This window comes from Sulfitobacter sp. G5_S2_6_S6, from assembly GCF_054968505.1.
In genome coordinates this window covers 1-24267 of the sequence record NZ_JBQKUI010000011.1, presented here as the reverse complement: position 1 = coordinate 24267, position 24267 = coordinate 1, and the positions used below count along the sequence as shown (strand labels likewise).

Here is a 24267-nt window from a genome sequence, read left to right as displayed (position 1 = left end):
GCCCCCATATCGTCTTAAAATTACGGAGCCACTTTATGCTTGGCAAAATGATGGACCAGCAGTTGCTGATCTCTTCCCTTATCGATCACGCAGCCCGCTGCCACGGGCGCACCGAAATTGTCTCGGTTGAAACTTCAGGCGCAGTAGACGTCACAAGCTGGCAAGAGGTTGGCAATAATGCGCGGCGCTTGGGTTCGGTACTGACCAAACTGGGCCTGCCGCAGCAAACCCGGTGCGGCACCATCGCATGGAATAACCGGCGGCACCTCGAGATTTACTTTGGCAGTTCGGGTGCAGGCTTCGTCTGCCATACCCTCAATCCGCGTCTGCATCCCGACCAGATGGTTTATATTGCCAATGACGCGCAAGATCGGGTGATGTTCTTTGACCGAACCTTCCTGCCCGCTGTGGCAAACTTGAAGGACCGGTTTGATACGGTCGAGCACTACGTTCTGCTGGGACCACGGGACGACGAGGCGGCCCAGATGCTTGACGGGCTGCAATTCTATGATGAATTGATCGCAGACGGAGACCCGGATTTTGTCTGGCCCGAACTCGATGAACGCCAGCCCTCTTCGCTTTGCTACACATCCGGAACCACGGGAAACCCGAAAGGCGTGCTTTATTCCCATCGGTCGACCTTGCTTCATGCGCTCGTGGGCAACCAGCCCGACGGGCTTGCGATCTCGGCCTGTGATACGGTGATGCCGGTTGTGCCAATGTTCCACGTCAATGCGTGGGGCGTGCCCTATACTGCGGCGTCGGCTGGTGCAAAACTGGTGCTGCCGGGTCCGGGGCTGGATGGGGACAGCCTGACCAACCTGATCGACACCCAACACGTGACTGCTGCCTTTGGCGTGCCCACAATTTGGATGGGGCTATTAGCAGCGTTGGAGAAATCCGGCTCTAAACTGCCAAGCCTGACCCGCACCATTGTCGGTGGCGCACCGATGCCACCGTCGATGTATACGGCGTTCCGTGACAAATATGATGTTGAATTGATTCAAGCGTGGGGCATGACAGAGACCAGCCCCCTCGCGACGGTCAACCGTCTGCTGCAGCGCCACGAGGGTCTGTCGACCGAAGCGCAAACCAACATTCGCGTGGGCCAGGGCCGCTCTGTTTACGGGATAGAAATCCGGCTGGTAGATGAGTCCGGTAATGTACTGCCCGAAGACGGGGCAACACAGGGCGACCTGCAGGTGCGCGGTCCTTGGGTAGTCCACAGCTATTTTAACAAAGAAGACTCGGCGCTGACCCCCGATGGGTGGTTCGACACTGGCGATGTCGCCACGATTGACGCGGATGGTTTCATGGTGATCCGAGACCGTTCAAAAGACATCATCAAATCCGGCGGCGAATGGATCTCTACGGTCGAGCTTGAAAACATCGCAATCGGTCACCCGGCGATCGCAAATGCCGCCGCCATCGCTGCCCATCACCCTAAATGGGACGAGCGTCCGATCCTGATCGCGGTCAAATCCGGTGACGTCTCCGAAGCGGAGCTTCTGAAAATCTACGACGGCAAAGTCGCCAGCTGGCAGGTGCCGGATCGGGTGATCTTTGTCGATGAACTGCCCCTAGGTGCCACGGGCAAAGTGGTGAAACTCAAACTACGCGAGACCTACGCGAACGTCCTTCTGGAGGGAGCCGCATGAAACATCAAAGTAACTTCACCCCCGATCTGCAAGCAGCCTATGACGCCGACCTAAAAGCCCTAGACGCGGCGAAAGACCGTTGGGCGCGCACCTCGCTGGACGACCGCATCGCGGTTCTGCAGGCAGTCAAAGACAATCTGATGCGCGTCGCCGACGAATGGGTCGATGCGGCGGGTAAGGCCAAGGGCATCCCGCAAGGCTCCCCTCTCTTGGGGGAGGAATGGACATCGGGCCCCTATGCCGTCATGTCCTGCTGCAACGGTCTGATCGATACGCTGTCGCAGATGGAAGGCAAAACCTTTCTGGACGGGCTAAAGAAACGCAGCCTGCCAAGCGGCCAAACCGCCGTGCGCGTTGTGCCACATTCGATCTGGGATCGGCTGCTGATTTCAGGCGTGCGTGCGGATGTCTGGATGCAAAAAGGCGTGACTCCGGCCAACCTCAAGAACAACGCTGCATCAGCCTATGATATTCCGGCAGACCAACGCCTTGGCAAGGTCGCGCTGGTTCTGGGCGCCGGCAATATCGCCGCGATCACGCCGCTGGATGCTTTCCAGAAGCTCTTTCTGGAAAACCAGGTGGTCTTGCTTAAAATGAACCCCGTCAACGACTACCTGACCGAACCTTTGCAGGCCGCCCTGAAGCCGCTGATCGACCGCGACGCACTACGTATCCATCGTGGCGATGGTCTGGCGGGGGCCTATCTTACGACGCATCCGCTGGTGGAGGAAATCCACATCACCGGTGCGCGCGCCACCCATGATCTGATCGTCTGGGGGCCAGGCGAGGAAGGCGAGAAGAACAAGGCCGCCAACACGCCGAAAAACACCCGACACATGACATCCGAGCTTGGTGCCGTTTGCCCCACTATCGTCGTACCAGGCCCGTGGACCAAGGCGGACTTGCGCTTTCAAGCGGAGAACATCGCCACCATGAAACTGCATAACGGTGGCTTTAACTGTGTCGCGGTGCAGAGCCTTATTTTGCCCAAAGGCTGGGATAAGACAGCCGAGTTGATGGGGAATGTCGCCGATGTGATGGCCAAATACACCAAACGGGCCGCTTACTACCCCGGTGCCGAAGATCGCCAACAGGCTTTTGTCGATCACGCCGAAAACCCGCAAATGCTGGATCGCGGGGCGGATGTGGCTCCGCTTTATCTTGCCGATATGGCCGAGGGTGATAGCGATTGGCTGGCCCAGACCGAAGTCTTCACATCTGCGCTTGGTGTCATGCACATCGAGGCACAAGATGCCGAAACCTATCTGATCGAAGCGATTAAATGGGCGAATGACACGCTCTATGGCACATTGGGCGGCAATATCATCATCCACCCTGCCACGATCCGCGCCATGGGCCGTAAACGGTTCGAAGAGATCATCGCCGAATTCCGCTATGGCGCGATTGCGATCAATGCATGGTCCGGCCTTGCCTTTCTGGTGACTGCCTGTCCCTGGGGCGGCTTTGCTGGCGCAACCTTGCAAAACGTCCAGTCTGGTGTGGGCACCGTCCACAATACCTTCATGCTTGAAAACGTTGAACGCACGGTGATCGAGGCCCCGTTCCGCCCCTTCCCGCGCAATCTGCTATCCGGCGGGATGAGCCTGCTGCCCCGTCCGCCCTGGTTTGTGTCAAACAAGCGTCAGCATCATATCGGTCGTTTGCTGACCCGGTTTCAGCACAAACCCAGCTGGTTCAAGCTGCCGCGTATTTTCTTTCACGCCCTTTTGGGCTAGGTCGGCAGGGACAAATGTGAGTGCCCGATGAACGACATGACCCAAACAGGTAGGCTTGCGGACCGAAAAGCGAATAAGGCCCGCAAGCGTGAGAACCGCAAACGCGAGATTGCGCAAAGTGCGATCAGCGCGCTTAAGCTTTATGGTTATGCCCGTACGACCCTGCGTGATATTGCGTCGCAATCAGAAATGTCGCTTGGCAGTCTGCACTACTATTTTGAGGATAAGGACGAGCTTCTGATCTACTGTGTGCGACAGTACAAAAGCGAGTTTGCTAGAACAATTTCTGCATCTGTCAGTGGTATTTCCAACCCAGATCGCATCAAGACAGCGTTCTGTACTGCTTTGGCAGAAACGATCAGTACCGAAGCCGAGCTTCATCGGCTTTGGTACGACATTCGAAACCAAGCGCTATTTGACCAAGCTTTCGTTCCCGTCGTTGACGAGATTGAAGAACAGCTGATCGAGATGATGAATCCGATAGCCTCTGAGCGCAAAACCAAGGAACTTCTATATCTGCGTTTCGACGGCGCTTTTCGATATTTGCTGCAGTTGAGCGTTTCTGGTCGCCCGCGTGAGTTGGGGGAAATGACCGAGGTGCTCAAAGCCGCTGCCGGGTAACCCCACCTGCGTCTGCATCATGTGCTGCAAACAGTCTTCTGATCATTTGCGCGCTGTCGAATGACAGTCTACATTGCTGGTAGCGTTTTGATCAAAACGCTATGAGGTCGCAGGGCGGTAGGAACCCCGAGGCGCTTTGGCAGCACCCTGGGACTGTACATAGTATATGTGGGTTAGTTCATACCGTAGTTTGCGCGGTCCAACTTGTCGTAGATCTCTGCTTTGGCCAATGCTGCCAATGCATCGGTATCGCCGTGGTCCACATCCGCCAGCAGCTCGGCCCAGCGATCAACGATGCGCTTGTATTCTGCCAGCAGCGCTTCGGGGTTCTCAATACCGCGGCTCTTGGCGTTCTCGATCAGCACGGCCTCGTCCGCGGTCACAGATTCCGCCAGCGCTTCCGTCAGAGCCTGATCAGGTTCGAAAATCTTCATGCCGCCTTCTTTGGCGCGGAAACCGCTTTTTCAACATCCTTGTCGAACTCGACCCGGTGCTGCGCAAGATAGTATGCCATCTGGTCGAACAGTACGTTGCGCGACGCCTCGGACGGTAATCCCCCCATTTTTAATGGGGGATTACCCAACAATCGCACGGATGATCTTCATCCCCGTAACGCCGGCGATATCAGAGACCACATGATGCAGCTGCAAGTTCATCTCCATCAGAGCCTTCTGCATGTGCTCCCCTCTCGGGACATCGCTATGCGATACCCTGCCGGTCAATGGATGTGCGCGGCTGCATATTCCACCAGCCGTTCTCGTTGGCGCAGATACGCGCGTAACGTCGCAATCTCAGCCGTTGGTCGAAAGCTGCCCCGCAGGAGCCCATATGAATGCAACTGCCGCAGCCAACTTGCGTCGCTGACGTCCGTCTTCCGACCTGGGACGTTCTTGGCGCAGCGGGCGTTGACCAGTATAACCTCGAAGCTATGCTGTTCGAGTATCTCGTAGGCTGGGATCCAATACACGCCCGTGGATTCCATCGCGACGCTGGTCACCCCGTGCGACTTAAACCAATCCGCAAGGTCATGCAGGTCATGGGTGAAGGTGCCGAAGGCACGCACTGCCGTATCTGTCACATCCGGATTGACGGCCGCCATGTGTTCACGCGAACCGATATCAACTGCCGCAGCTCCGACGTTCACAGTCTCAATTGCTGGGGCCTTGCAGGTCTTTTGCTTTGCCATCATCTATCCTCCTGTTGGCTACAGAAGGGCGTGGGCTATGCAGATCTGTCATCTTCCTAACCGGGATCACTGCAAAACAGCGTCACCACTCTCAAGTTCGCATCAACCCATGGACCACGTTTTTTAACGGGGTTCTGACCCAAGACAGACCACCAATAAGCGAACGGCCGCTGCCCTTCATAGAGCAACGATAGCACAGGCTGTTTCTACCGCGCGCAGGCGGGCCCCAACCCTGAACGGTTTTTTAGGATGTCACGCTCCTCCGTCATCCGCGCCAACTCACGCTTGAGCCTGCGGTTCTCAGCTTCATGGTCAACAGATGATGTCTGTGACGCAGCTTTTGCGTAGAGCTTCATCCATTTGTAGAGCGAATATGTACTGACGCCCAACCGCTCCGAAACCTCGCGAACGGCATACCCCCGCACTGGTATCTGATGGACGGCATCGCGCTTGAAATCTTCACTGAAATTTGGCTTCCCCATAACGGCCTCCTTGCCTCAAAGTTAGGGAAGAAAGCGTCTACAAATCTAGGAGCTATTCAATATCGTCGCGCCCTTAGAAGCAAAGGCGCAACGACTTTTGGCTACGTACCGCGTCTTGCAGCTTTGAGAAAAGGCGGTGGTCACACCGCTCTTTCGCATCTGACCAAGCTTTCGCGCAGTTTCCGTAGCTTTTGCGGGCCCTCGGTACAGCTCTGCCTCATCTCAGGGCAGCGCGGCGCAAAATGACAGCCCTGACGCGCTGCAAAGGGGTCCGCCGCTGCTGCGCCAAGCTTTTGTTCAGGCAGTCCCGTCTCTGGGTCTGGCAGCAGGGTCGCGGCAAGCAGTGCCCGGGTGTAGGGGTGGCTGGCATCCTCGAAGAGCGCATCTGTCGCGGCTTCTTCAATCTTCTGCCCGAGGTACATAACAGCCACGTGGTCGGCCAAATGTTCGACCACCGCAAGATTGTGGCTGACAAAAACCATGGTAAGGCCCAGTTCTTTCTTCAGCGATAGCAACAGGTTAATGATCTGCGCCTGCACCGAGACATCAAGCGCCGAGGTCGGCTCGTCACAGATCAAGACACGCGGTGCGAGGATCAGCGCACGCCCGATGGCGACCCGCTGCCTTTGCCCGCCAGAAAGCTCCCCGGGATAGGCATCGGCGAGCCGTGATGGCAGCCCGACCAGATCAAGCATCCGCTTGACCTCTGCATCGACATGCGTGCCGCCATGCAGTCGCAGCGGCTGGCCAACCAGCGTCTGGATACGTTTAACCGGGTTAAGCGCGGCATTGGGGTTCTGAAACACGGGCTGGATCAACCGCACACGGTCCGCCACGGGCATGGTGTCGATCTTCTGGCCCGCGATCTCGACCTCACCGCGATCGGGCTGCAACAAGCCCAGCATGATGCTGACCGCTGTGCTCTTGCCGCAACCGGATTCACCGACAAGGCCAAGCGTTTCGCCTTCGGCGACCTCGAGCGACAGGTCATTCACGGCCACCAATTCTTCGGTCGGGGCGAACATGCCACGGCGCAGGCGGTAGGTTTTGCGGATATCGGTCATGCGGATCATCGGCGTCGCTGCGGTCATGCGGCCACCTGTGATGCCTTGGCGCATTCAATGAACTGCGCCCCCCCGGCGCTTATGCGCGGCACTGGATCGACAGCGCATTCAGGTCCGGCAATGGCGCAGCGGTCGCGAAAGGCGCAGCCCGCCATCGTGCCGATCAACCCCGGGACGCGCCCCGGAATGGCGGGCAATGCGCTGCCCCGTTCGGTGACACCCGGCACCGGGATCGCGGCAAGCAGCCCTTTGGTATAGGGGTGGCGCGGCGTAGCAAAAAGATCGGCGGCGGGCGCGCGTTCGACAATGCGCCCTGCATACATCACCGCAACATCGTTCGCGATAGCCGCCACCACGCCCAGATCATGGGTAATCAGCAAGAGTGACAGACCAAGATCGGCCTGCAATTGCCCCAGAAGCGTCAGGATCTGCGCCTGAATGGTCACATCCAGCGCCGTCGTCGGCTCGTCCGCGATCAAAAGCTTGGGTCGTCCCATCAGCGCCGAGGCGATCATGATGCGCTGGCGTTGCCCACCAGAGAACCCGTGCGGATATTGCGTCAGCCGTGCCGCCGGATTGGCGATCCCCACCCGGTCAAGCATCTCGATTGCGCGGGCGTCAGCCTCTTTTCGGGTCAAGTTTTCGTGGCGCATGACGCCCTCGGTCAACTGCCGTCCGATGGTAAGCGTCGGATTTAGCGCGCTGGTCGGGTCTTGAAAGATCATCGCCACATCGCGGCCGCGCAGCTTCGCCAGCTTGGCATCGGTCTTGGTCGTCAGATCCTGCCCTGCCATGTCGAACCGGTCACTCGTGACCTTAGCGTAGCGCGGCAGCAGCCCCATGATAGACGTCGCGGTGAGCGACTTGCCACAACCCGACTCGCCGACAAGGCAGAGGGTCTCTCCTTCAGCGATTTGCAGGTCGACACCCCGAACCGCGTTCAACATGCCTCGGTCGGTGGGGATCGACACCTTCAGGTTTCGAATATCAAGCATCATTTCAGTCACTTTCGTGCAGGCCCTGTTATATCGCGCATACCATCGCCGAACAGGTTCACCGCCAGCACCAGCAGGCAGAGCGCCGATCCGGGCAGTGCGATCAACCATGGATCAAAGAGGATATTGTCGCGTCCTTCCGAGATCATCAGCCCCCAGCTTGGCGTCGGCGGGCGCACCCCCAACCCAAGGAAGGACAGTGCCGCCTCGAGCAGGATGACGTTTGCGACCTCAAGCGAGACGACGACAAGGATCGTGGCGCGCATATTGGGTAAGATTTCGAGAAACAGGATGCGCATGCGGCTCGCGCCGATGGATCGCAGGCCCATGATGAATTCCTGATGTCGCAAGCTTTGAGCGGCGGCGCGCGTTACCACCGCGAACCGGTCCCACAGAAGCAGCCCCAGAACGGTGATCAGCGTGGTCAGCGACGCGCCGCCCAGTGCCACCGCCGCCAGTGCGACCAGCACGATGGGCAGTGATAGCCGTGTCGTGATGGCGAAGCTGATAACCATATCGATCCAGCCCCCGAAATAGCCCGCGATCAGGCCAAGCGTGATCCCGATGGCACCGGACACAAGGATCACCCCAAGCCCGACCCCCAGCGACACCCGCGCGCCGTAGATCATCCGAGATAGGTAATCGCGCCCAAGGTGATCGGTCCCGAGCAGGTGTTCCGGCACCGCGCGATCATGCCAGAAGGGCGGCAGCAGTCGGCGGCTCAAATCCTGCGCGATTGGGTCATGCGGGGCCAGCAGCGGCGCAAGCAAAGCGATCAGGATGATAACTGCCAAAAGCGTGCCCCCGATCAACGCACCGGTATTGCCGCGCATCTTTCGCCAGACAGACGGGCGGGCCGTTTCGATAGTGACGTCGGACATCAGGAGCCCCCCCTTAGGCGCGGATCCAGCACCGCGTTCAGAATATCGGCCAGCATGGTCAGCAGCACGTAAAGCAGCGACAGGATCAGGATGATCGCCTGCACCACCGGCAGGTCGCTGCGCAGAAGAGATTCCCACGCCAGCCGTCCCAGACCGTTCAGCGCAAAGACGCTTTCGATCACGATGGAGCCGGATAGAAGCTGGCCCAGTTGAACCGCTGCCAGTGATACAAGCGGCAGCACCGCATTGCGCAAGGCATGGCGCGAAATCACAAGATGCATCGGCAGGCCCTTGGCCTTGGCCGCCCGGACGTAATCCGTGGCCAGCACGTCGATCATGCCCGAGCGTGTGATGCGCATGAGTTCGGGGATAGCGTAGTAGCTCAGCACGATCACGGGCAGGATGTATCCCTGCCATGTGTCAGCGCCTGAAATGGGGACCCAGCCATGCCAGACCCCAAAGACCACGATAGCCATCAACCCCAACCAGAAGCTCGGGATTGCCTGTCCGGACACGGCGATCACCAGCGCAAGGCGGTCGATCCAGCCGTTCGGTCTGAGCGCCGCGGCGACTCCCAAAGGCACGGCGACCACCAAAGCGACGAGGAACGAGATGAAGCCGAGCGCCAGTGTGACGCCGGCACGGTTGCCGATGATCTCTGTCACCGGCACATTGAAATAGATGCTCTGCCCCAGATTTCCGGTCAAGGCGCTGCCGATCCAGTCCAGGTATTGCACAACCAAGGGTCGGTCAAAGCCATAGGCCTGCCGGATCGCTTCGGCATCCTCGGCACGGCCACCCGCGCCCGCGATGGCAATCGCAGGGTCGCCCGACACGAACATCAAGCCAAAGCTCAGCGCGGACACGGTCAGACAGACCAAGAGCGCCACAAGCAGACGTTTAGAGATGAAAGAGAGCATAGGTCTTTCCGTTATGGGGGCCGGACAGCGGGGAGAGGACTGTCCGGCCCGTGACGTTGACAGGGTCAGCTTACTTCCAGCTGGCACCCCACCAACGGGCGAACTCATCCGGGTGCGGCGTGAAATTCAGGTCGTTGGACAGGCCATAGTTAACGTTGAAGTTATACATCGGCATCCAATAGGCTTCCTCTGCAATCTTCTTGACGGCCATAGAGTAGTTCTTGGCGCGCACATCGCGGTCCGATGACGTATCAGCCTCGGTCAGCCAGGTTGCCAGTTCGGCGTCTTGCACAAGGTCATCCGCGCCGCCGCCAAAGAAATTCGACAGGATGAATGCGGTGTCGCCGATGCCATAGCTGCCCCAGTTCGAGAAGAACGCCGGCAGCTCCTTGGCGCGCCACTTGCCGATGCCCGACGCGTACTGTTGTTCGTTCAGTTCAAGCGTCACGCCGACATTGGCAAGATCGGCGGCCACGGCTTCGGCAGTCGGGCGCGGCATGGCGGCAAAGACCATCTCCATCTTGAAACCGTCCTCATATCCGGCTTCCGCCAGCAGCGCCTTGGCTTTCTCCGGGTCGTATTCATAGGCGGTGACATCCTGTTCACAGCCGAATTGCGCCGGGTTGCATGGGGTGTTGAGAACCTCGGACGCGCCGCCTGCGAAAGCGTCGACAATCGCGCCGCGGTTTGTGGCGTGGATAAGCGCCTGACGCACACGTTTGTCTGCAATCGGCGTGTCGCCATCCATCGCCTCGGGGGCGAAACCGACATAGCCGATGCGCATGATCGGCGCGCTGATGATCTGCACACGGCCTTCAAGACGCGACGCCTGATCCGGCGGAATACGCCAGATCCAGTCCAGCGACCCCGACATCAGTTCGGCGTATTGTGTGTTCATCTCGGGTATGGTGCGCACAGAGATCTTGTCGATGGTGGCACCGGATTTAGGGCTGCCTTCATAGTGATCCTCAAAGCGCTCCATCTCGTAGCGGATGCCCGGCTCCTGGCTCACCAGCTTGTAGGGGCCGGTGCCGATCGGGGTCGCTGCCATACCCGCAGAGCCGTTTTCCGCAAAGAAGGCGTGCGGATAGATCGGCAGTGCATCCGCCAGCATCTCTACCGCACCGGCAAAGGGCTTGGACATATTAATGCGGACTTTATAGTCATCCAGCTTCTCGACACTGTCGATCCAGTCGACCGAGATCGAATAGCGGGTGCCGTATTCCGGGGTGATCACGGTGTTGAGCGTTTCAACCACGTCATCAGCGGTGAAATCGGCGCCGTTGTGGAATTTGACCCCTTGGCGCAGGGTGAACTCCATCGTCAGCGGGCCGGTAAATTCCCAGGATTCCGCCAGCGCGGGGACGATCTCTCCGGTGTCGAGGTTCTTGTAGAGCAACCCATCATAGATGTGCCGCGCGAGGATCAGGCCCTGACGACCGGCGATTTTATAGGTATCCAGCGGCTCTGGCTCGGCGGCGAAAGCGACGTTGAGCGTATTGGACGCCTTGTCGGCGACTGCGGGTGTGCCCAGTGTCAGCGCTGTGCTGGCAGCAAGGACGGCCAATGTAGTGAGGCCCTTTATGGAGAATGTCTGTGTCATGGATCTCTCTGTCGGTTGAGTGAAGGAAAGGTGTTTTGCGCCGGTTATCCGGTTCTATGCGGGCAGCTTTGCGCCCCGCGTTATGTCAGCCAGTGTTTCGCCAGCACGTAGCCGTTCGAGGATTGTAATCTCGTCCGCCTGCATTTTTCGGGCGCGCGCGGCGTGGGTTTCAGCCTGATCTTTGTCCAGCACGGCAACCCCGTTTTCGTCGGCCAGAATAATGTCGCCGGGCCGGACTGAGACGCCGCCGCACCCCACGGTCACGTTGAAGTCGCCGCCAAGCCCACGCGGCTTGGTCGTGATGGGGGACCGTCCACGGCACCAGACTGGAAAGTCTTCTTGCTCTATGGCGGAGCGGTCGGTGACAAAGCCGTCGATCACCGCCCCCACCACGCCGCGTGCCTTGGCAGCAGCGGTCGTGACTGCCCCCCAACAGGCATGGCGCAGATCACCACAACGGTCGATAACGATGACCTGTCCGGGTTGTGCAGCGGACAGCGCCTCGGTCAGCATCGCGCCATCATCGCCAAGCATGCGCACGGTCAGCGCGGGGCCAAAAACAGTTCGTTGCGGCAACAGCCCCTGCAGCGCGGGGGACATGAAACCGGATTCAAGAAAATGCCCCAGCGTCGCTGTTTCGATGTCCGAAAGGTCGATTTGAAATGTCATGCCCTGTCCTGTCGCCTGATGTGTAAGAAAGGATGGCGACGGGAGAGCGGCAGGGTCAAATAGCCGGAGATTATGGCTCGCATAATCTCCGGCTAGAAAGCGGCGATTAGATCGCGGCGGTCACGATAAATTCTACCTTGTAGTCCGGTGTCGCCAACTTGGCCTCACCACAAGCGCGCGCCGCCGGGTTGGCAGGATCAATCCACGCATCATAGACGGCGTTCATATCCTGGAAATCGGCCATGTCAGCAAGCCAGATGGTGACCTGCAGCAGCTTGGATTTATCGCTGCCTGCCTCTGCCAGCAGGCGGTCGATCGCGTCCAGACAATCTTGGGTCTGGGTCGCGACATCGGCGCCCGCGGTGCCGACCTGACCGGCAAGGTAAACGGTGTTGTTGTGAACGACGGCCTGGCTCATGCGGGGGCCGGGGTGCAAACGAGTGATGGTCATGTTTTGTGCTTTCTGATGAAATGAGTGGCAAGCTTAGCCGAACCTGCCCCAGGCGCACAGTTGCACACCATAGTCACAGTCAATTTTAGGCATTCGCGTTGACTATGTGATAGGGGATGAAAAATAGGAAACTCTACTCAGACCCAAGCAAGAAACGAATCATCCGCATGAACGCTTTGCCGCAATCCGATCTGAACTGGAACCTTCTGCGCATGTTTTACATGATTGCGAAGGAGGAAAGCATCACGAAGGCCGCAAAACGGCTAGGCCTAAGCCAGCCTTCGGTGAGCAATGCGTTGCAAAAGCTCGAAGCGCAACTGGGGTGCCAGCTTGTCTTTCGCGACAGCCGCCACTTCGAACTGACAACGCGTGGCGACAAGATTTTTCAGGAATGCCGCGAAATTTTCCACAGTGCCGAACGGATCAATCTTTTGGTCCGCGACGCCGAAGAAGAGGAACGCGGGCAGGTCCGCTATCAGATTATCAGCAATCTGATGTCACCGATGATGGACGAATTGCTGCGGCTTTATCATCAGCGATACCCTTCCGTGGCCTTCCAAAGTGAGGTCCAGAACAGTCAGGCGATCGTGCGCTCGATCCAGCAGGGGCGTGGCACGATCGGGTTCTGCCTATTGGCCGCACCCTTGGTCAACCTGCCCTCGATTCGTCTGTTTCGCGAAGAGTTCTGTGTCTTCTGTGGGGCCGAGCATCCGCTGTTCGGGCAGGAAAGCGTCGCGCTCCGCGATCTTCAGCGCGAGCCCTTTATCAGCTTTGCCTGCGCCACCGAAGGCATGGGGCTGGAGCCGATGTCGGTCCTGCGCGAAGGCACACGGCTTGGCAATCGCATCAACGGGCTAAGCACCAACATCGAAGAGGTCCGAAGAATGATCGTGGCCGGCATGGGCATTGGCATCCTGCCCCTCATGGCCGCGCAGGACGACATCAGGCGCGGCGACCTGTGGCCCATCAAGATCACAGATGAAACGATTGGGGCCGACGTCTATCTGGTGCACGCCCCGAGAGAAAAGCTATCTCCCTCGGAGCAGAAATTTGTGGATATCGCGCAGGAGCTGCTGGCGATTTACCCCAATATGGTGTGATCGCTTGCCATCGTCGCCGCTGCCAGATCCTGAAGCGCCATGCCCGCGGATTTGAAAACGGTGCGGGCACCGTCATCGCTGCGGCCGGGATGGCCACCCTGACACAATTCCGCTAGGTCGGCGCGAATATGCTCTGGCGTGATCTGCCCCGCTTCCAATGGCTGCGACAGATCCCCCGCAAGCGATGCCCCTGCCCGCAGATCGACAAAAACCTCGGCCTGCAGGATCGCCTGATCGTCGCTTTCTCGCATGTCGCCCTTAAATGCGCCAATCAGGTCAAGGTGGCTGCCGTGTTTGAGCCAGTCCCCCTGAATGATGGGCCTGGTCGAGGCCGTGACCGTGCTGATCACATCCGCCGCGCGACACGCTGTTTCAAGGTCGTCTACGGCCCGAGCGGGCAGGCCCTGCTCCGCAAGCGCTGTGGCAATCGCCGCAGCCTTGTCACCGCTGCGCCCCCAGATTGAAACCGAGGTGTAGCCCCGCACCGCGCAATGTGCCGCTGCGACGGCGAGGGAAAGCTGCCCCGTACCGACGATCAATAAATCACGCGCATCCTTGCGCGCCAGTAGATCCGCCGCCAGTGCCGACGCCGCCGCCGTGCGCCGCGCGGTCAGTGTATCACCATCCAGCGCGGCCTGCATTTGCCCGGTTTCCCCATCGAACAGCAGGTAGCCTGCATTGATCGTCGGGCGGCCCTTGGCAGCGTTTTCGGGAAAGAAGGTCACCACCTTGACGCCAATGCTTTCACCGGGAACCCAGGCGGGCATGATCAGCAAAGATGCCTCGGTGCCGTCCGGCTGCTCAATCGTCAGAACCTGCCGGTCCGGTGCCTGCACCGCCTTGCCGCGATACCACTCGCGCAACTGGCCGATCAGATCGGGCCAATCCAGCGCGGTTTCAAGCGCCTCGTGTCCGATCAATGCGCTCATCGATCCGCCCGTTTGACGACGGCATGCAGCAGAATATTTAGCCCGGCGACGAAATCCTCTGGTGTGCAGTTTTCTTCGTTGTTGTGGGTGATGCCGTTTTCACAAGGGGTAAAGATCATCGCTGTCGGGCAATGGGTGGCAAGGAAATAGGCGTCGTGACCTGCCTGGCTTTCGATATCACGCCAGTTGAAGCCCATGCGGATAGCCTCGTCGCGGATGCCGTCGATCATCTCGTGGTCAAAGATGTCGCCGCCCCATTCCCATTCATCCTCGATCACGGCCTCACACCCACACCGTGCGGCGGATTCGAACAGGGCCCGGCGCATCTTTTCGGCCATGGCGCGGGTGGTGATGGGATCGGGGTGGCGCACGTCACAAACGGCTTCGGCTGTGTCGGACAGGATCCCCGGCTTGTTGGGCCAAGCAGTCAACCGCGCGGCGGTGGCCTTGCCGTCATGCACTGCAAAATCCCAGCCGATGTCATCCACCGCGGTCAGCCAGCGCGCCCCCGCCGCCAGCGCGTTCTTGCGCAGGTCCATCGGCGTTGGTCCGGTGTGCGAGGTCTGCCCCTTGAACGACGCCCGCATCCCGCGCACCGGATAGCCGCCGGTGACAATGCCGACCTGCCGCTTCTCGGCGTCAAGGATCGGCCCTTGTTCAATATGCAGCTCGAAATAAGCGTCGATCTCGCCGGCCTTGCAAACGCGTTCGCCGTTATAGCCGATCCGCTCAAGCTCATCACCGAAGCGCGCGCCATCATCGCCGATCAGATCATGCACCCAGTCGATGTCATATTTCCCAACGAAACAGCCCGAGGCGACCATCGGAGGAGAGAACCGCGCGCCTTCCTCGTTGGTCCAGTCGACGACGACGACGGGGCGTTTCGTGACATGGCCCGCATCGTTCAGGCAGCGGATCACCTCGAGCCCGGCCAGCACGCCGGCGATCCCATCGAACCGCCCGCCATTGATCTGGGTGTCAAGGTGACTGCCAATCAGGATCGGCGGCAGATCGTTGTCGCTGCCGTCGCGACGGCCAAAGATATTGCCGGCGGCATCCACTTCAACAGTCAAACCGGCCTCTTCACACCAGTACCGGAACAGATCGCGCATGTCCCGGTCGGCATCGCCAAGCGTCAGGCGCGACAGCCCGCCGGGGCGGCCTTTACCGATCTCGCCGGAGGCTTCGATGGTGGACCAGAAACGGTCAAGATCGACACGGGTATCGGGGGTAATCGACATGGAAACCTTCTTTCTTTCGAGGGCCGGGATCAAAACAGGATGCCCGGAAGTTCGGTAATCAGTGCGGGGAAGAGGACGAGAAGCAGCAGCACGCCGACCATCACGCCAAGGAACGGGATCAAGTATTTGAACGACGCGCTAAGCGGGATTTCACCAACCCGACAGGCGGCCATGAGGTCGATCCCCAACGGGGGCGTATTGGCCCCAATGGCGAGGTTGATGGTCAACAGGATGCCGAAGTAAACCGGATCGATGCCGTAGTGGCCAAGGATCGGCAGGAACACCGGCGCAAGGATCAGAATGATCGCGATGCTTTCCATGAAAGTGCCAAGGATCAACAGGACCGCCATCATCATCAACAAGGCGACAGTGCCGCTTTGCGTGGCCTGCGTGATACCGTTGACCGCCATCTGCGGCACTTGCTCGGCCGCGAGAATCCAGCCAAAGACCGAGGCCGAAGCGATCACCAGCAGGATCACCCCTGTCATCTCGGTGGTTTCCCGCAACAGTCGCATCAGGGTGGAAAGTGACAGCGCGCGATAGACGAAAATGCCGATGAAAAGCGCGTAGGCCACGCCGATGCCCGCAGCTTCGGTCGGGGTGAAGATGCCAAGGCGAATACCACCCACAATGATGATCGGTGCCAGCATCGCCAGGATCGAGCCCTTGGCGGCACGTCCCAGCTCACCCCAGGAAAACGGCTCTCCGCCTTGCCATCCGTTGCGGCGCGAAATCCACCACGCCACCAGCATGAGGCCGAGACCCAGCAGGATGCCGGGGATGATCGCAGCCACGAAAAGCTGGCCGATCGAACTGTTGGTGGCGGTGCCGTAGACAATCAGCACGATCGAGGGCGGGATGACGGTACCAAGCGAACCAGCACAGCCCAAGGCAGAGGCCGAAAATCCGGGGGCATAGCCCTGATCTTTCATCGCGGGCAGCATCATCGTGCCAATGGCCACCACGTCTGCCACGCCGGAGCCGGAAAGCGACCCGAACATCATACAGGCGATGATCATCACCATCGCCAACCCGCCGGTGCGCCGCCCGATAAGGGCCGAACACAGCGCGATGATCCGCGGTGCAAGCCCGCCGTGGACCATCAGCAGACCCGCCAGCAGGAACAGCGGAATCGCCAGCAGTGTGAAACTGTTGATCCCCGCCACCGCGCGCTGCGCCACAACGATCAGGGGCGCGGCGTCGGCGATCAGCAAATAGAACATCGACGACAGACCAAGCGCCACGGCAATGGGCGCATCCAGCAGCACCAAGAGGACGAAGACGACAAGAAGCAAAGCAAGCGCGAGGCTCATGTGCGGCCCCCTTTCAGGATCAGGCCCAGCAGTGCCACGCCGCAGCAAACGGGGAGTGAAAGGTAAAAAAGCCCCACCGGCAACGACAGCGCGGTGGTCTGATGCGCCCATGTGATCTGGGTCAGTTTCCAGCCGGTCCAGATGAACACCGCAAGAAAAACAAAGCTCGCCAGCCATGCCAGAACGGCAAAAACCCGGCGCAGCGGTGCGGGCATGGTCACCAGGTCAAGCAACCCCGCACGGAAATGCGTGCCACGTACAAAGCCCGAAATGGCCCCCACAAAGGTCAGCCAGACCAGCGCCATGCGGGGTAATTCCTCGGCCCAGCGAGGGGTGGAGGAGAACAGGTAGCGCGAGATCACGACATAGACGACCATCGCCGCAAACCCCGCCACCAGCGCCGCACCAACCCAGCGGGCCGCGCGGTCGATAAGAATGGCCGCCCGCAGCGACCCGTTACCGAAAGTCATGGTTTCAAAAATCCTTCTGGGCCGCGGCAGAGCATGCATTCGTCACAATAGGCCGCGACGACGACCCATTCGTCCGAAATTACCTCGACCGTGTGGTCAAGCCCCGGTGGCAGGCGCATGGCGGTGCCTTCGGTCATGTGGTATTCCTCGCCCCCTGCCCGCAGGATCGCCTCGCCCTTCAGCGTCAGCGTCACCTCGTCGCGGGGATGGCTGTGCGCGGTAGACTTCGCGCCTTTCTTACCGGTGGTCACCGAAAGCTTGATAAAGCCCTCGCCGCGTTGAGCGGGGGAAAACAGCACCTTTTGTGTGAAGTCGTAAAGTTGCACCGGCTCGACCGATGCAACTTGTGTCATTTCAGGCCGCAAAGTCATTTGCGGTACTGGTCCAGGATGGTCAGAAGCTCTTCGCCATATACGTCCTTCTGGCTTTCCCAAATCGGTTCGACCGCTTCGATAAAGGCGGCTTTGTCGACCTCGTTGAACTGCATGCCTTCTGCTTCCAGTTGGGCGATCAGCTTGTCATTGGCGGCGGCAACCATGTCGCGCTGTTTCAGGCCCCAGGATGTGGCGGCTTCCATGACGATGGTCTGATCCTCGGGAGAGATCTTGTCCCAAACAGATTTCGACATGGTCAGCGTGGCAGCGCCCCAGATGTGTTCAGACAGCGAGACGTATTTCTGCACTTCGAAGAAGGACGCGGAATAGATGATCGCCAGTGGGTTTTCCTGCGCATCAAACAGCCCCTGTTGCAGCGCGGAGTATAGCTCACCAAACGAAAGGGGGGCCGGTTCTGCCCCCAGACCTTCGAATGTTGCCAAGCGCACTTTGTCGGGCGTGACACGGATTTTCAGACCGGCGAGGTCTTCGGGCTTTTCAACGGGGCGGACGTTGTTGGTGATGTTGCGGAAACCGTTTTCCCACCAGCCCAGAACCTTGATCCCCTTGCCATCAAGCATATCGGCCAGCGCAACGCCCAGATCGCCATCAAGCGCGGCAAAGGCCTGATCCCGCGCGCCCCAGGCATAGGGCATCTCGATGATGCCCATGCGCGGCTCAATCCCCTGGAACGACCCGGAACCGATCAGACCGGCCTGCACCGACCCAAATTGCAGCCCCTCGATCACTTCCTTTTCGCTGCCAAGCTGGCCGGAGGGGAAGACCTTGATCGAAACGCGACCTTCTGTGCGGCTGTTGACCTCTTCGGCGAAACCAGTGGCGGCAACGTGCCAGCTGTGGCTTTCCGGCAGAACGTGGCCCAGACGGATCGACACGTCATCAGCCAGGGCCGCAAGCGGCGCAAAGGCCATAAGGCTGGCCGCCAGCAGGCCGCCTTTGATCAATGTGGTGGGGGATTTCATTTTGGACTCTCCTGTTGTGCATTATTTGGAACAGAAGAAATACGGATCGCCGTTTCTACGCAAATAGGCTGGGCCTATAATTGAAAAAGCTTTCTTGAATGCTCAACGGTCTGACCACAGGGCTGCACTTTCGCGCGGCGTGAAGGCTTGCACACATCATGCGCACCCGCTCATGGGTCGCCCTGCTGAGCGTACGATTAGTGGAAATCCCTGCTTGGAAACAAGCGCTTGGCCTGATCGCGGGGGTGCATGGCACGGGGTTGGGTGCGGGATCTTGGTGCGTCGTCGGCTTGGGGTTGCGTGATGCCTACCGCATCATCCATCGGGTGGCCGAGACGGCTGAGATAGTGCGACACGTCTTCGATGCTATGCGCAATCACATGCACCACGATACCTTCGCGTTGTACATGGCCGGTGATGCGCAGCAAGCGCCCCGTCATCACCGCGCGGCGGAATTGTGCATAGACCTTTTTCCAGACCACCACATTTGACACACCTGTTTCATCCTCAAGCGTCAGGAAAACGACACCCGACGCCGTACCGGGCCGTTGCCGCGTGATCACCAGACCGCAGACAGAAATGGGCCTTTGTGCCATAGGCCCCAAAGGCACCTCGGGCAGCGCGTCATGAGCTGTCAGCCCCGTCATGGCCGGGCGCAACAGTTCCATCGGGTGGGCTTTCAGCGACAGGCGCATGGCCACGTAATCCTCGACCACTTCCTGCCCTAAATGCATGGCGGGCAAGGTGACGGGCTGTTCGGCAATGCCCTCGCCCTCGATCTTATCATTGAACAACGGCAAGGGCGCGTTGCCTTTGATCGCTTTTACCGCCCACAAGGCGTCGCGTCGTCCCAAGCCAAGCCCTGCATAGGCGTCGGCTTCGGCCAAACGTTCCAGAACCGCGGGCGAAAGCCCTGCCCTTAACCACAAAGCTTCGGGATCGGGGTAGCCATTGCCACGCGCGGCAACGATCCACCCTGCATCCTCTTCACGAAAGCCTTTGATCTGGCGAAACCCCAATCGCAAAGCCAGCGCCCCGTCGCTGCGCTTTTCAAGCGTGTTGTCCCATTCGCTTGTGTTGACGCAGACGGGGCGCACTTCGATGTGATGCTCGCGGGCATCGCGCACGATCTGGGCCGGCGCATAAAACCCCATAGGCTGCGCATTCAGCAACCCGCAGGCAAAGGCTGCCGGATGGTGGCATTTCAGCCAGGCCGATACATAGGCAAGCATTGCAAAAGCAGCGGCATGGCTTTCAGGGAAACCGTATTCGCCAAAGCCCTCGATCTGGGAAAAGCAATTCTCGGCGAAAGCTTTTTCATAGCCCCGCGCCAACATGCCATTGATGAATTTATCGCGAAGTTGGCCAATCGTCCCCATCCGCCTGAAGGTCGCCATAGACCGGCGCAGCTGGTCTGCCTCGCTTGGCAGGAACCCGGCTGCGACCACAGCGATCTGCATGGCTTGTTCCTGGAACAATGGCACGCCAAGCGTTTTGCCCAGCACGTCTTCCAGCTCTTTCGAGGGGAAAACCACGGCTTCGTTCCCCTGCCTGCGATTGATATAGGGGTGTACCATGCCGCCCTGGATGGGGCCGGGGCGCACAATCGCCACCTCGATCACCAAATCATATAATTCACGGGGCTTCATCCGCGGCAGAAAGTTCATCTGCGCGCGGCTTTCCACCTGAAACACACCAATGGCATCCGCAACGCACAGCATGTCATAGGTGTGCGCATCATCTTGGGGTATGCTGGCGATGCTGTATTTTTTGCCCCCATGTTGTGCAATCAGATCAAAGCTTTTGCGGATACAGGTGAGCATCCCAAGCGACAGAATATCGACCTTCAGGATATTCAGAGCGTCGATATCATCCTTGTCCCATTCGATGATCGTGCGGTCATCCATCGCGGCGTTTTCAATAGGGCAAAGCTCATCCAATCGCCCCTTGGTGATGACAAACCCGCCGACATGCTGGCTCAGATGCCGCGGAAACCCGATGATTTCACCAATCAGCTTGATGGTCAGCGCCAGACGCGGGTCCGATAGATCAAGCCCCAGTTGTTTAACGCGCTCGGGGTCCGGCCCGCCATTGCTGGTGCCCCAGATTTGCCCGGAGAGATTGGCCGTGACATCCTTGGACAAGCCCATAACTTTGCCCACCTCGGAGATCGCCGCGCGCGAGCGGAAATGGATCACCGTGGCGCAAAGCCCGGCGCGGTGCCGGCCGTATTTGGCGTAGATATGCTGGATGACCTCTTCGCGGCGTTCATGTTCGAAATCGACGTCGATATCCGGCGGCTCTCCGCGATGTTCTGACACAAAGCGTTCCACCACCATGGTAATCGTTTCGGGGCTGACGTCGGTGATGCCCAACAGATAGCACAAGATCGAATTGGCCGCGGACCCCCGCCCTTGGCACAAGATCCCCTTGGAGCGCGCGAATTGAACGATGTCATGCACCGTGAGGAAATAGGCCGGAAAATCGAGCGTCTTGACCAACGCCAGTTCTTTTTCCATTTGCGCAATGGCCCGCGCAGGTGCCCCCTTGGGATAGCGGACCTTCAGCCCCTCGGACGCCAACCGCGCCAAACGGTCCTGGGGCGTTTCATTGTCTGCGATCTCGTCCGGGTAATCATAGCTGAGTTCGGACAGGCAAAAGCTGGACCTGGCCGCGATCTGTGTCGTGCGGCGCAAGGCCGCTGGGTGACGGGCGAACAGGCGCTTCATGTCAGCTTCGGGCTTTAGGCGTTTTTCAGCGTTGGGTAAGGCACGCGTGCCGATTTGATCGATCGTAATATTGTGGCGCAGGCAGGTCAGAACATCAGCCAACTGCCGTCGCGCACCGTGGTGCATCAACACATCCCCCACGGCCACCATCGGCGCTGCGGTGCGATGCGCGAGGGTGGCGCAGGCATCAAAATAGCGTTGATCACTGCCATCATAGCGCGGCGCCACACCGATAAAGACATCCGCAGGAAAGTGCTTTTTCAGCGTCGCGATATCGGGCTGGCTGGCTTTTAGGGACGCTTGCGGCACGGCAATCAAGCTCATGCCCGCACAGCCTTGAACCAGATCAGGCAAGTCCAGATAGCAGGCCCCTTTGGGGGCGCGTCGTTTGCCAAGGGTCAATAACCGCGTCAACCGCGCATAGGCTTCACGATCGTGGGGCAATGCGACCCAATGGGTATCGCTATCGCGCAAGATCAGCCGCGCCCCGATAACAAGCCTTGGCAAGGGCGCATCAGCCCCCAACTCGCGCCGAAGCTCTTTCAGAGCGGAATAGGCCCGAACGACCCCGGCCAGTGAATTATGGTCTGTGATGGCCAAGGCGTTCAGCCCCAACTCGGCCGCCCGAGAGACCAATTCCTCTGGGTGGGATGCCCCCCGCAGGAACGTAAAGTTAGACGTGCAACACAGTTCCGCATAGCCGGGATCCAGAGACGGGTTTCGCGCCTTCATGGAAATTCACCCTGCACAAACCAGTTCGGGTTTTGCGGCGTATAAAACAACCACAATCGCCGGCCCTGCGTTGTGTCCACTTTCCAATAATCCCGCACACCTGACCGCCAGTTGTCATCTGGCAACCACCATTCAGGCGCGATACGTTCAGGCCCTGTCGCCCGCCCCGTGGTCAGCGACATCCGGCGCCAGCGAAACTGTGCGGGCGGCCGTGTCCCGCTGGCTGCGATAGGTTCCGGCGGGAACAGGCACAAAGGGCGCGGCCGCAGAGTGGACCATGATCCCGTGGCGGTACTGTAGGCCGCTGGTACGATTTGAAAGCTCCGCTCGGGGATATGACTGTCTGCCGGTAGAAAACGTTGAATGTTTTCAAGCCCGATCCGGTTACCAAGACGGGTGATCAGATCCTCCAGCCCGTCAGGGCGCGCAGCCGTGGCCGCGGTGATTTGTGCGTCGGCAAGGTTTTCGACCTGCGTCGCTTCAAGCCGTAACTGGTCGATGCCAAAGCCCGCATCCGCAGTCCGGATCCCCCGGTCAAATAGGGGCAAAATACGCATTGCATCACGCATTGGTGCCGCGAGACGCAGTTCGATTTGCTGCGCGCCCTGATCCACCCGCCGCATCGTTAACTGCAATCGCCGTGCCCCCATGGCCTGACGTTTCAACTTGTCGCAAAGCTGATCCAGCAACCTTTTCGTGCCCGCCATCACATCAGCGCTCAGCCCGATCGGCTCGGGCAATGTCATACGCACAGCATAGTGTGGTGCCTCGCCAATCGGTGTGATCGTCTCGTCCTGGGCGCCCATTGCCTGATCCAGGCGCAACATGACATTCGGCCCGAAACGGCGCGCGATTGTCATGCGGGGCAAAGCCAATAGGTCCGAGATTTTTCGCAAGCCAAGCCGCTGCAACGCCGTGTCAGTTTTCTCGTCAAGACGCAGCGCAGCAACGGGCAATGCAGTGATATCCGCATCGGGCTTGCGGGCATAATGCGTGCGCGCCCAAGCTGCCCCGCGGGTATCGGCCGCCGCGATACGCCCGTTCAGCCCCGCACGCGCAAGACGGTGACGCATATCATCCAGCATTTCCGCCTCACCGCCAAACAGATGCACTGACCCGGTGATGTTCAGGACCAAACCATCCCTCCCATCCACCCCCACCCAAGGGCAGTATCGTTTGCTCCACCGGGCAAGTGATTGCAAAAACCGCGCGTCCTCTTGGGGATTGGCTGCTGCGCTGTAAAGCTCGGGGCAATAGGCACGGGCATCTGACAACCCCATGCCACGATGCAACCCCTGCGCCTCTGCCGCTTGGTTCAAACAGTAGATGCGGTCGGTATTTTTCGCGTTTTGGACCAGCGCGAAAGGGCGATCGCTATTGGCGGCCTCAAGCGTCCGCGCGCGCAGCACCCTATCGCTGGGCAGTCGGGGAAACCACACTGATGCGACGCGTTTGCGCATTCCACTTCACAGTCCAAGCCGCTAATGTTCCTGATTTGTTCTTTATAAGTTTCCAATTTTGCAGAGTCGAGTCCTCGGCTGTGTTGCCCTCATCAAAAACAGGGGTGCAGTGCCATCTGGTCTGCGCGGCATTGTTCCCCATCCCTTCGGGCAAAATGCAAAGCCCTGTGGCGTTGCCTTCTTGCGCAGCCAGTTGCAAACGCCGCCCTTCCGTCAACCCAATGGGCTGTGTGAGTTCTGCGATCACCACTGCCACATGCCCCGACCGCAACGCCTCCTCGGTCGAGGCGAGCACATCGATATGACGCGGTGCCTGCGCGATCAGCAGTTGCGACGGATCAAGATAAGCCGCGCCCCCCACCGGATTGATCTGCGTGCCGTGCCATGCCTCACGCACCCAAAGCGCGGCCCCGCCATTCGCGCCACAGACCTGACCGGCCAGTGCATATGCAAAAGCATAGGCAGACGCCCCGCAAACCTCATGGGTGCGGGTATTCTTGAGCGGAAAGTGAGATTCGAAGTGGGCCATGGTTCAGATCATACAAGACGGAACAAAAGATGCACATTGAAGACATCTTGACCCGCCACTGAACTTTCATCCAGCCGGGACCAGCGCCCGCTTGGGCGATACGCCGCATGCGGGGTTATTTATATCGTATTTTGTTTTATT

Annotated in this window: 22 protein-coding genes and 1 pseudogene; 4 read left to right on the top strand and 19 right to left on the bottom strand. The window is 59.3% G+C overall.

From position 1 onward, the window contains the following. Window positions 1-35: 35 nt before the first annotated feature. Genes ACTRWK_RS15235 through ACTRWK_RS15225 form a run of 3 tightly spaced genes read left to right on the top strand, consistent with a single transcriptional unit; the run spans window position 36 to window position 4015 of the window. Window positions 36-1658 carry a long-chain fatty acid--CoA ligase gene (locus tag ACTRWK_RS15235; RefSeq protein WP_037942214.1) on the top strand — a complete coding sequence of 541 codons (1623 nt, stop codon included), beginning with the start codon at window positions 36-38 and terminating at the stop codon, window positions 1656-1658. Continuing rightward, window positions 1655-3394 carry an aldehyde dehydrogenase family protein gene (locus ACTRWK_RS15230; RefSeq protein WP_037942216.1) on the top strand — a complete coding sequence of 580 codons (1740 nt, stop codon included), beginning with the start codon at window positions 1655-1657 and terminating at the stop codon, window positions 3392-3394. Before ACTRWK_RS15235 ends, ACTRWK_RS15230 begins: the two co-directional genes overlap by 4 nt. A gap of 27 nt (window positions 3395-3421) precedes the next feature. Then, window positions 3422-4015 (top strand): TetR/AcrR family transcriptional regulator, encoded by a 594-nt coding sequence (locus ACTRWK_RS15225; protein WP_051843862.1) that lies wholly within the window; start codon window positions 3422-3424, stop codon window positions 4013-4015. Between the two features lie 173 nt (window positions 4016-4188). On the opposite strand, the gene ACTRWK_RS15220 is transcribed toward ACTRWK_RS15225, so the two are convergent. The 10 genes and pseudogenes from ACTRWK_RS15220 to ACTRWK_RS15175 form a co-directional block, all read right to left on the bottom strand. Beyond that, the gene (locus ACTRWK_RS15220; RefSeq protein ID WP_235183713.1) at window positions 4189-4449 is read right to left on the bottom strand and encodes a hypothetical protein; all 261 of its coding nucleotides are present in this window, start codon (window positions 4447-4449) and stop codon (window positions 4189-4191) included. 284 nt (window positions 4450-4733) lie between these two features. Beyond that, a complete protein-coding gene (locus ACTRWK_RS15215; protein ID WP_308811047.1) occupies window positions 4734-5204 on the bottom strand; it encodes an IS110 family transposase in 471 nt (156 codons plus the stop codon). A 239-nt stretch (window positions 5205-5443) separates the two neighbouring features. Further along, window positions 5444-5683 (bottom strand): annotated as a pseudogene (locus tag ACTRWK_RS15210) (transposase); the annotation flags it as partial. 140 nt (window positions 5684-5823) lie between these two features. Beyond that, window positions 5824-6774, bottom strand: a complete 951-nt coding sequence (locus ACTRWK_RS15205; protein ID WP_462844035.1) for an oligopeptide/dipeptide ABC transporter ATP-binding protein — start codon at window positions 6772-6774, stop codon at window positions 5824-5826. Continuing rightward, window positions 6771-7745 (bottom strand): ABC transporter ATP-binding protein, encoded by a 975-nt coding sequence (locus tag ACTRWK_RS15200; RefSeq protein WP_037942222.1) that lies wholly within the window; start codon window positions 7743-7745, stop codon window positions 6771-6773. The genes ACTRWK_RS15205 and ACTRWK_RS15200 overlap by 4 nt, the downstream gene beginning before the upstream one ends. Window positions 7746-7750: 5 nt before the next feature. Beyond that, window positions 7751-8623: an ABC transporter permease gene (locus ACTRWK_RS15195; RefSeq protein WP_037942224.1), complete on the bottom strand. Its 873-nt coding sequence runs from the start codon at window positions 8621-8623 to the stop codon at window positions 7751-7753. Next, window positions 8623-9543 carry an ABC transporter permease gene (locus ACTRWK_RS15190; protein WP_037942226.1) on the bottom strand — a complete coding sequence of 307 codons (921 nt, stop codon included), beginning with the start codon at window positions 9541-9543 and terminating at the stop codon, window positions 8623-8625. Before ACTRWK_RS15190 ends, ACTRWK_RS15195 begins: the two co-directional genes overlap by 1 nt. 70 nt (window positions 9544-9613) lie before the next feature. Then, complete coding sequence (locus ACTRWK_RS15185; RefSeq protein WP_132998408.1) at window positions 9614-11146, bottom strand: ABC transporter substrate-binding protein; 1533 nt, start codon at window positions 11144-11146, stop codon at window positions 9614-9616. 54 nt (window positions 11147-11200) lie between these two features. Then, a complete protein-coding gene (locus tag ACTRWK_RS15180; RefSeq protein ID WP_289081871.1) occupies window positions 11201-11815 on the bottom strand; it encodes an RraA family protein in 615 nt (204 codons plus the stop codon). A 106-nt stretch (window positions 11816-11921) separates the two neighbouring features. After that, window positions 11922-12266: a RidA family protein gene (locus ACTRWK_RS15175; RefSeq protein ID WP_289080862.1), complete on the bottom strand. Its 345-nt coding sequence runs from the start codon at window positions 12264-12266 to the stop codon at window positions 11922-11924. Between the two features lie 167 nt (window positions 12267-12433). On the opposite strand from ACTRWK_RS15175, the gene ACTRWK_RS15170 reads away from it, so the two are divergent. Further along, complete coding sequence (locus tag ACTRWK_RS15170; protein ID WP_037953368.1) at window positions 12434-13366, top strand: LysR family transcriptional regulator; 933 nt, start codon at window positions 12434-12436, stop codon at window positions 13364-13366. Here ACTRWK_RS15170 and lhpI read toward each other — a convergent pair. The 9 genes from lhpI to ACTRWK_RS15125 all read right to left on the bottom strand — a co-directional run bounded on the left by lhpI (window position 13348) and on the right by ACTRWK_RS15125 (window position 24126). Beyond that, window positions 13348-14295 carry a bifunctional Delta(1)-pyrroline-2-carboxylate/Delta(1)-piperideine-2-carboxylate reductase gene (gene lhpI / locus ACTRWK_RS15165; protein WP_037942233.1) on the bottom strand — a complete coding sequence of 316 codons (948 nt, stop codon included), beginning with the start codon at window positions 14293-14295 and terminating at the stop codon, window positions 13348-13350. The genes ACTRWK_RS15170 and lhpI overlap by 19 nt on opposite strands. Then, window positions 14292-15536 carry a Zn-dependent hydrolase gene (locus tag ACTRWK_RS15160; protein WP_462844034.1) on the bottom strand — a complete coding sequence of 415 codons (1245 nt, stop codon included), beginning with the start codon at window positions 15534-15536 and terminating at the stop codon, window positions 14292-14294. Before ACTRWK_RS15160 ends, lhpI begins: the two co-directional genes overlap by 4 nt. Window positions 15537-15565: 29 nt before the next feature. Continuing rightward, window positions 15566-16849 carry a TRAP transporter large permease gene (locus ACTRWK_RS15155; protein ID WP_132998404.1) on the bottom strand — a complete coding sequence of 428 codons (1284 nt, stop codon included), beginning with the start codon at window positions 16847-16849 and terminating at the stop codon, window positions 15566-15568. Next, entirely contained in the window at window positions 16846-17319 is a 474-nt protein-coding gene (locus ACTRWK_RS15150) for a TRAP transporter small permease (RefSeq protein ID WP_009824081.1), read from the bottom strand. The genes ACTRWK_RS15155 and ACTRWK_RS15150 overlap by 4 nt, the downstream gene beginning before the upstream one ends. Beyond that, on the bottom strand, window positions 17316-17672 hold the full coding sequence (locus ACTRWK_RS15145) for a cupin domain-containing protein (RefSeq protein ID WP_005848253.1): 357 nt from the start codon (window positions 17670-17672) through the stop codon (window positions 17316-17318). The genes ACTRWK_RS15150 and ACTRWK_RS15145 overlap by 4 nt, the downstream gene beginning before the upstream one ends. Before the next feature lie 14 nt (window positions 17673-17686). Continuing rightward, window positions 17687-18676, bottom strand: coding sequence for a TRAP transporter substrate-binding protein (locus ACTRWK_RS15140; RefSeq protein ID WP_289081872.1), 990 nt, complete (start codon window positions 18674-18676; stop codon window positions 17687-17689). A 197-nt stretch (window positions 18677-18873) separates the two neighbouring features. Then, entirely contained in the window at window positions 18874-22137 is a 3264-nt protein-coding gene (locus ACTRWK_RS15135; protein ID WP_289081873.1) for an error-prone DNA polymerase, read from the bottom strand. Next, a complete protein-coding gene (locus tag ACTRWK_RS15130; protein WP_462844033.1) occupies window positions 22134-23597 on the bottom strand; it encodes a Y-family DNA polymerase in 1464 nt (487 codons plus the stop codon). The genes ACTRWK_RS15135 and ACTRWK_RS15130 overlap by 4 nt, the downstream gene beginning before the upstream one ends. Continuing rightward, entirely contained in the window at window positions 23548-24126 is a 579-nt protein-coding gene (locus tag ACTRWK_RS15125) for an ImuA family protein (protein WP_288960561.1), read from the bottom strand. Before ACTRWK_RS15125 ends, ACTRWK_RS15130 begins: the two co-directional genes overlap by 50 nt. Window positions 24127-24267: the final 141 nt, after the last annotated feature.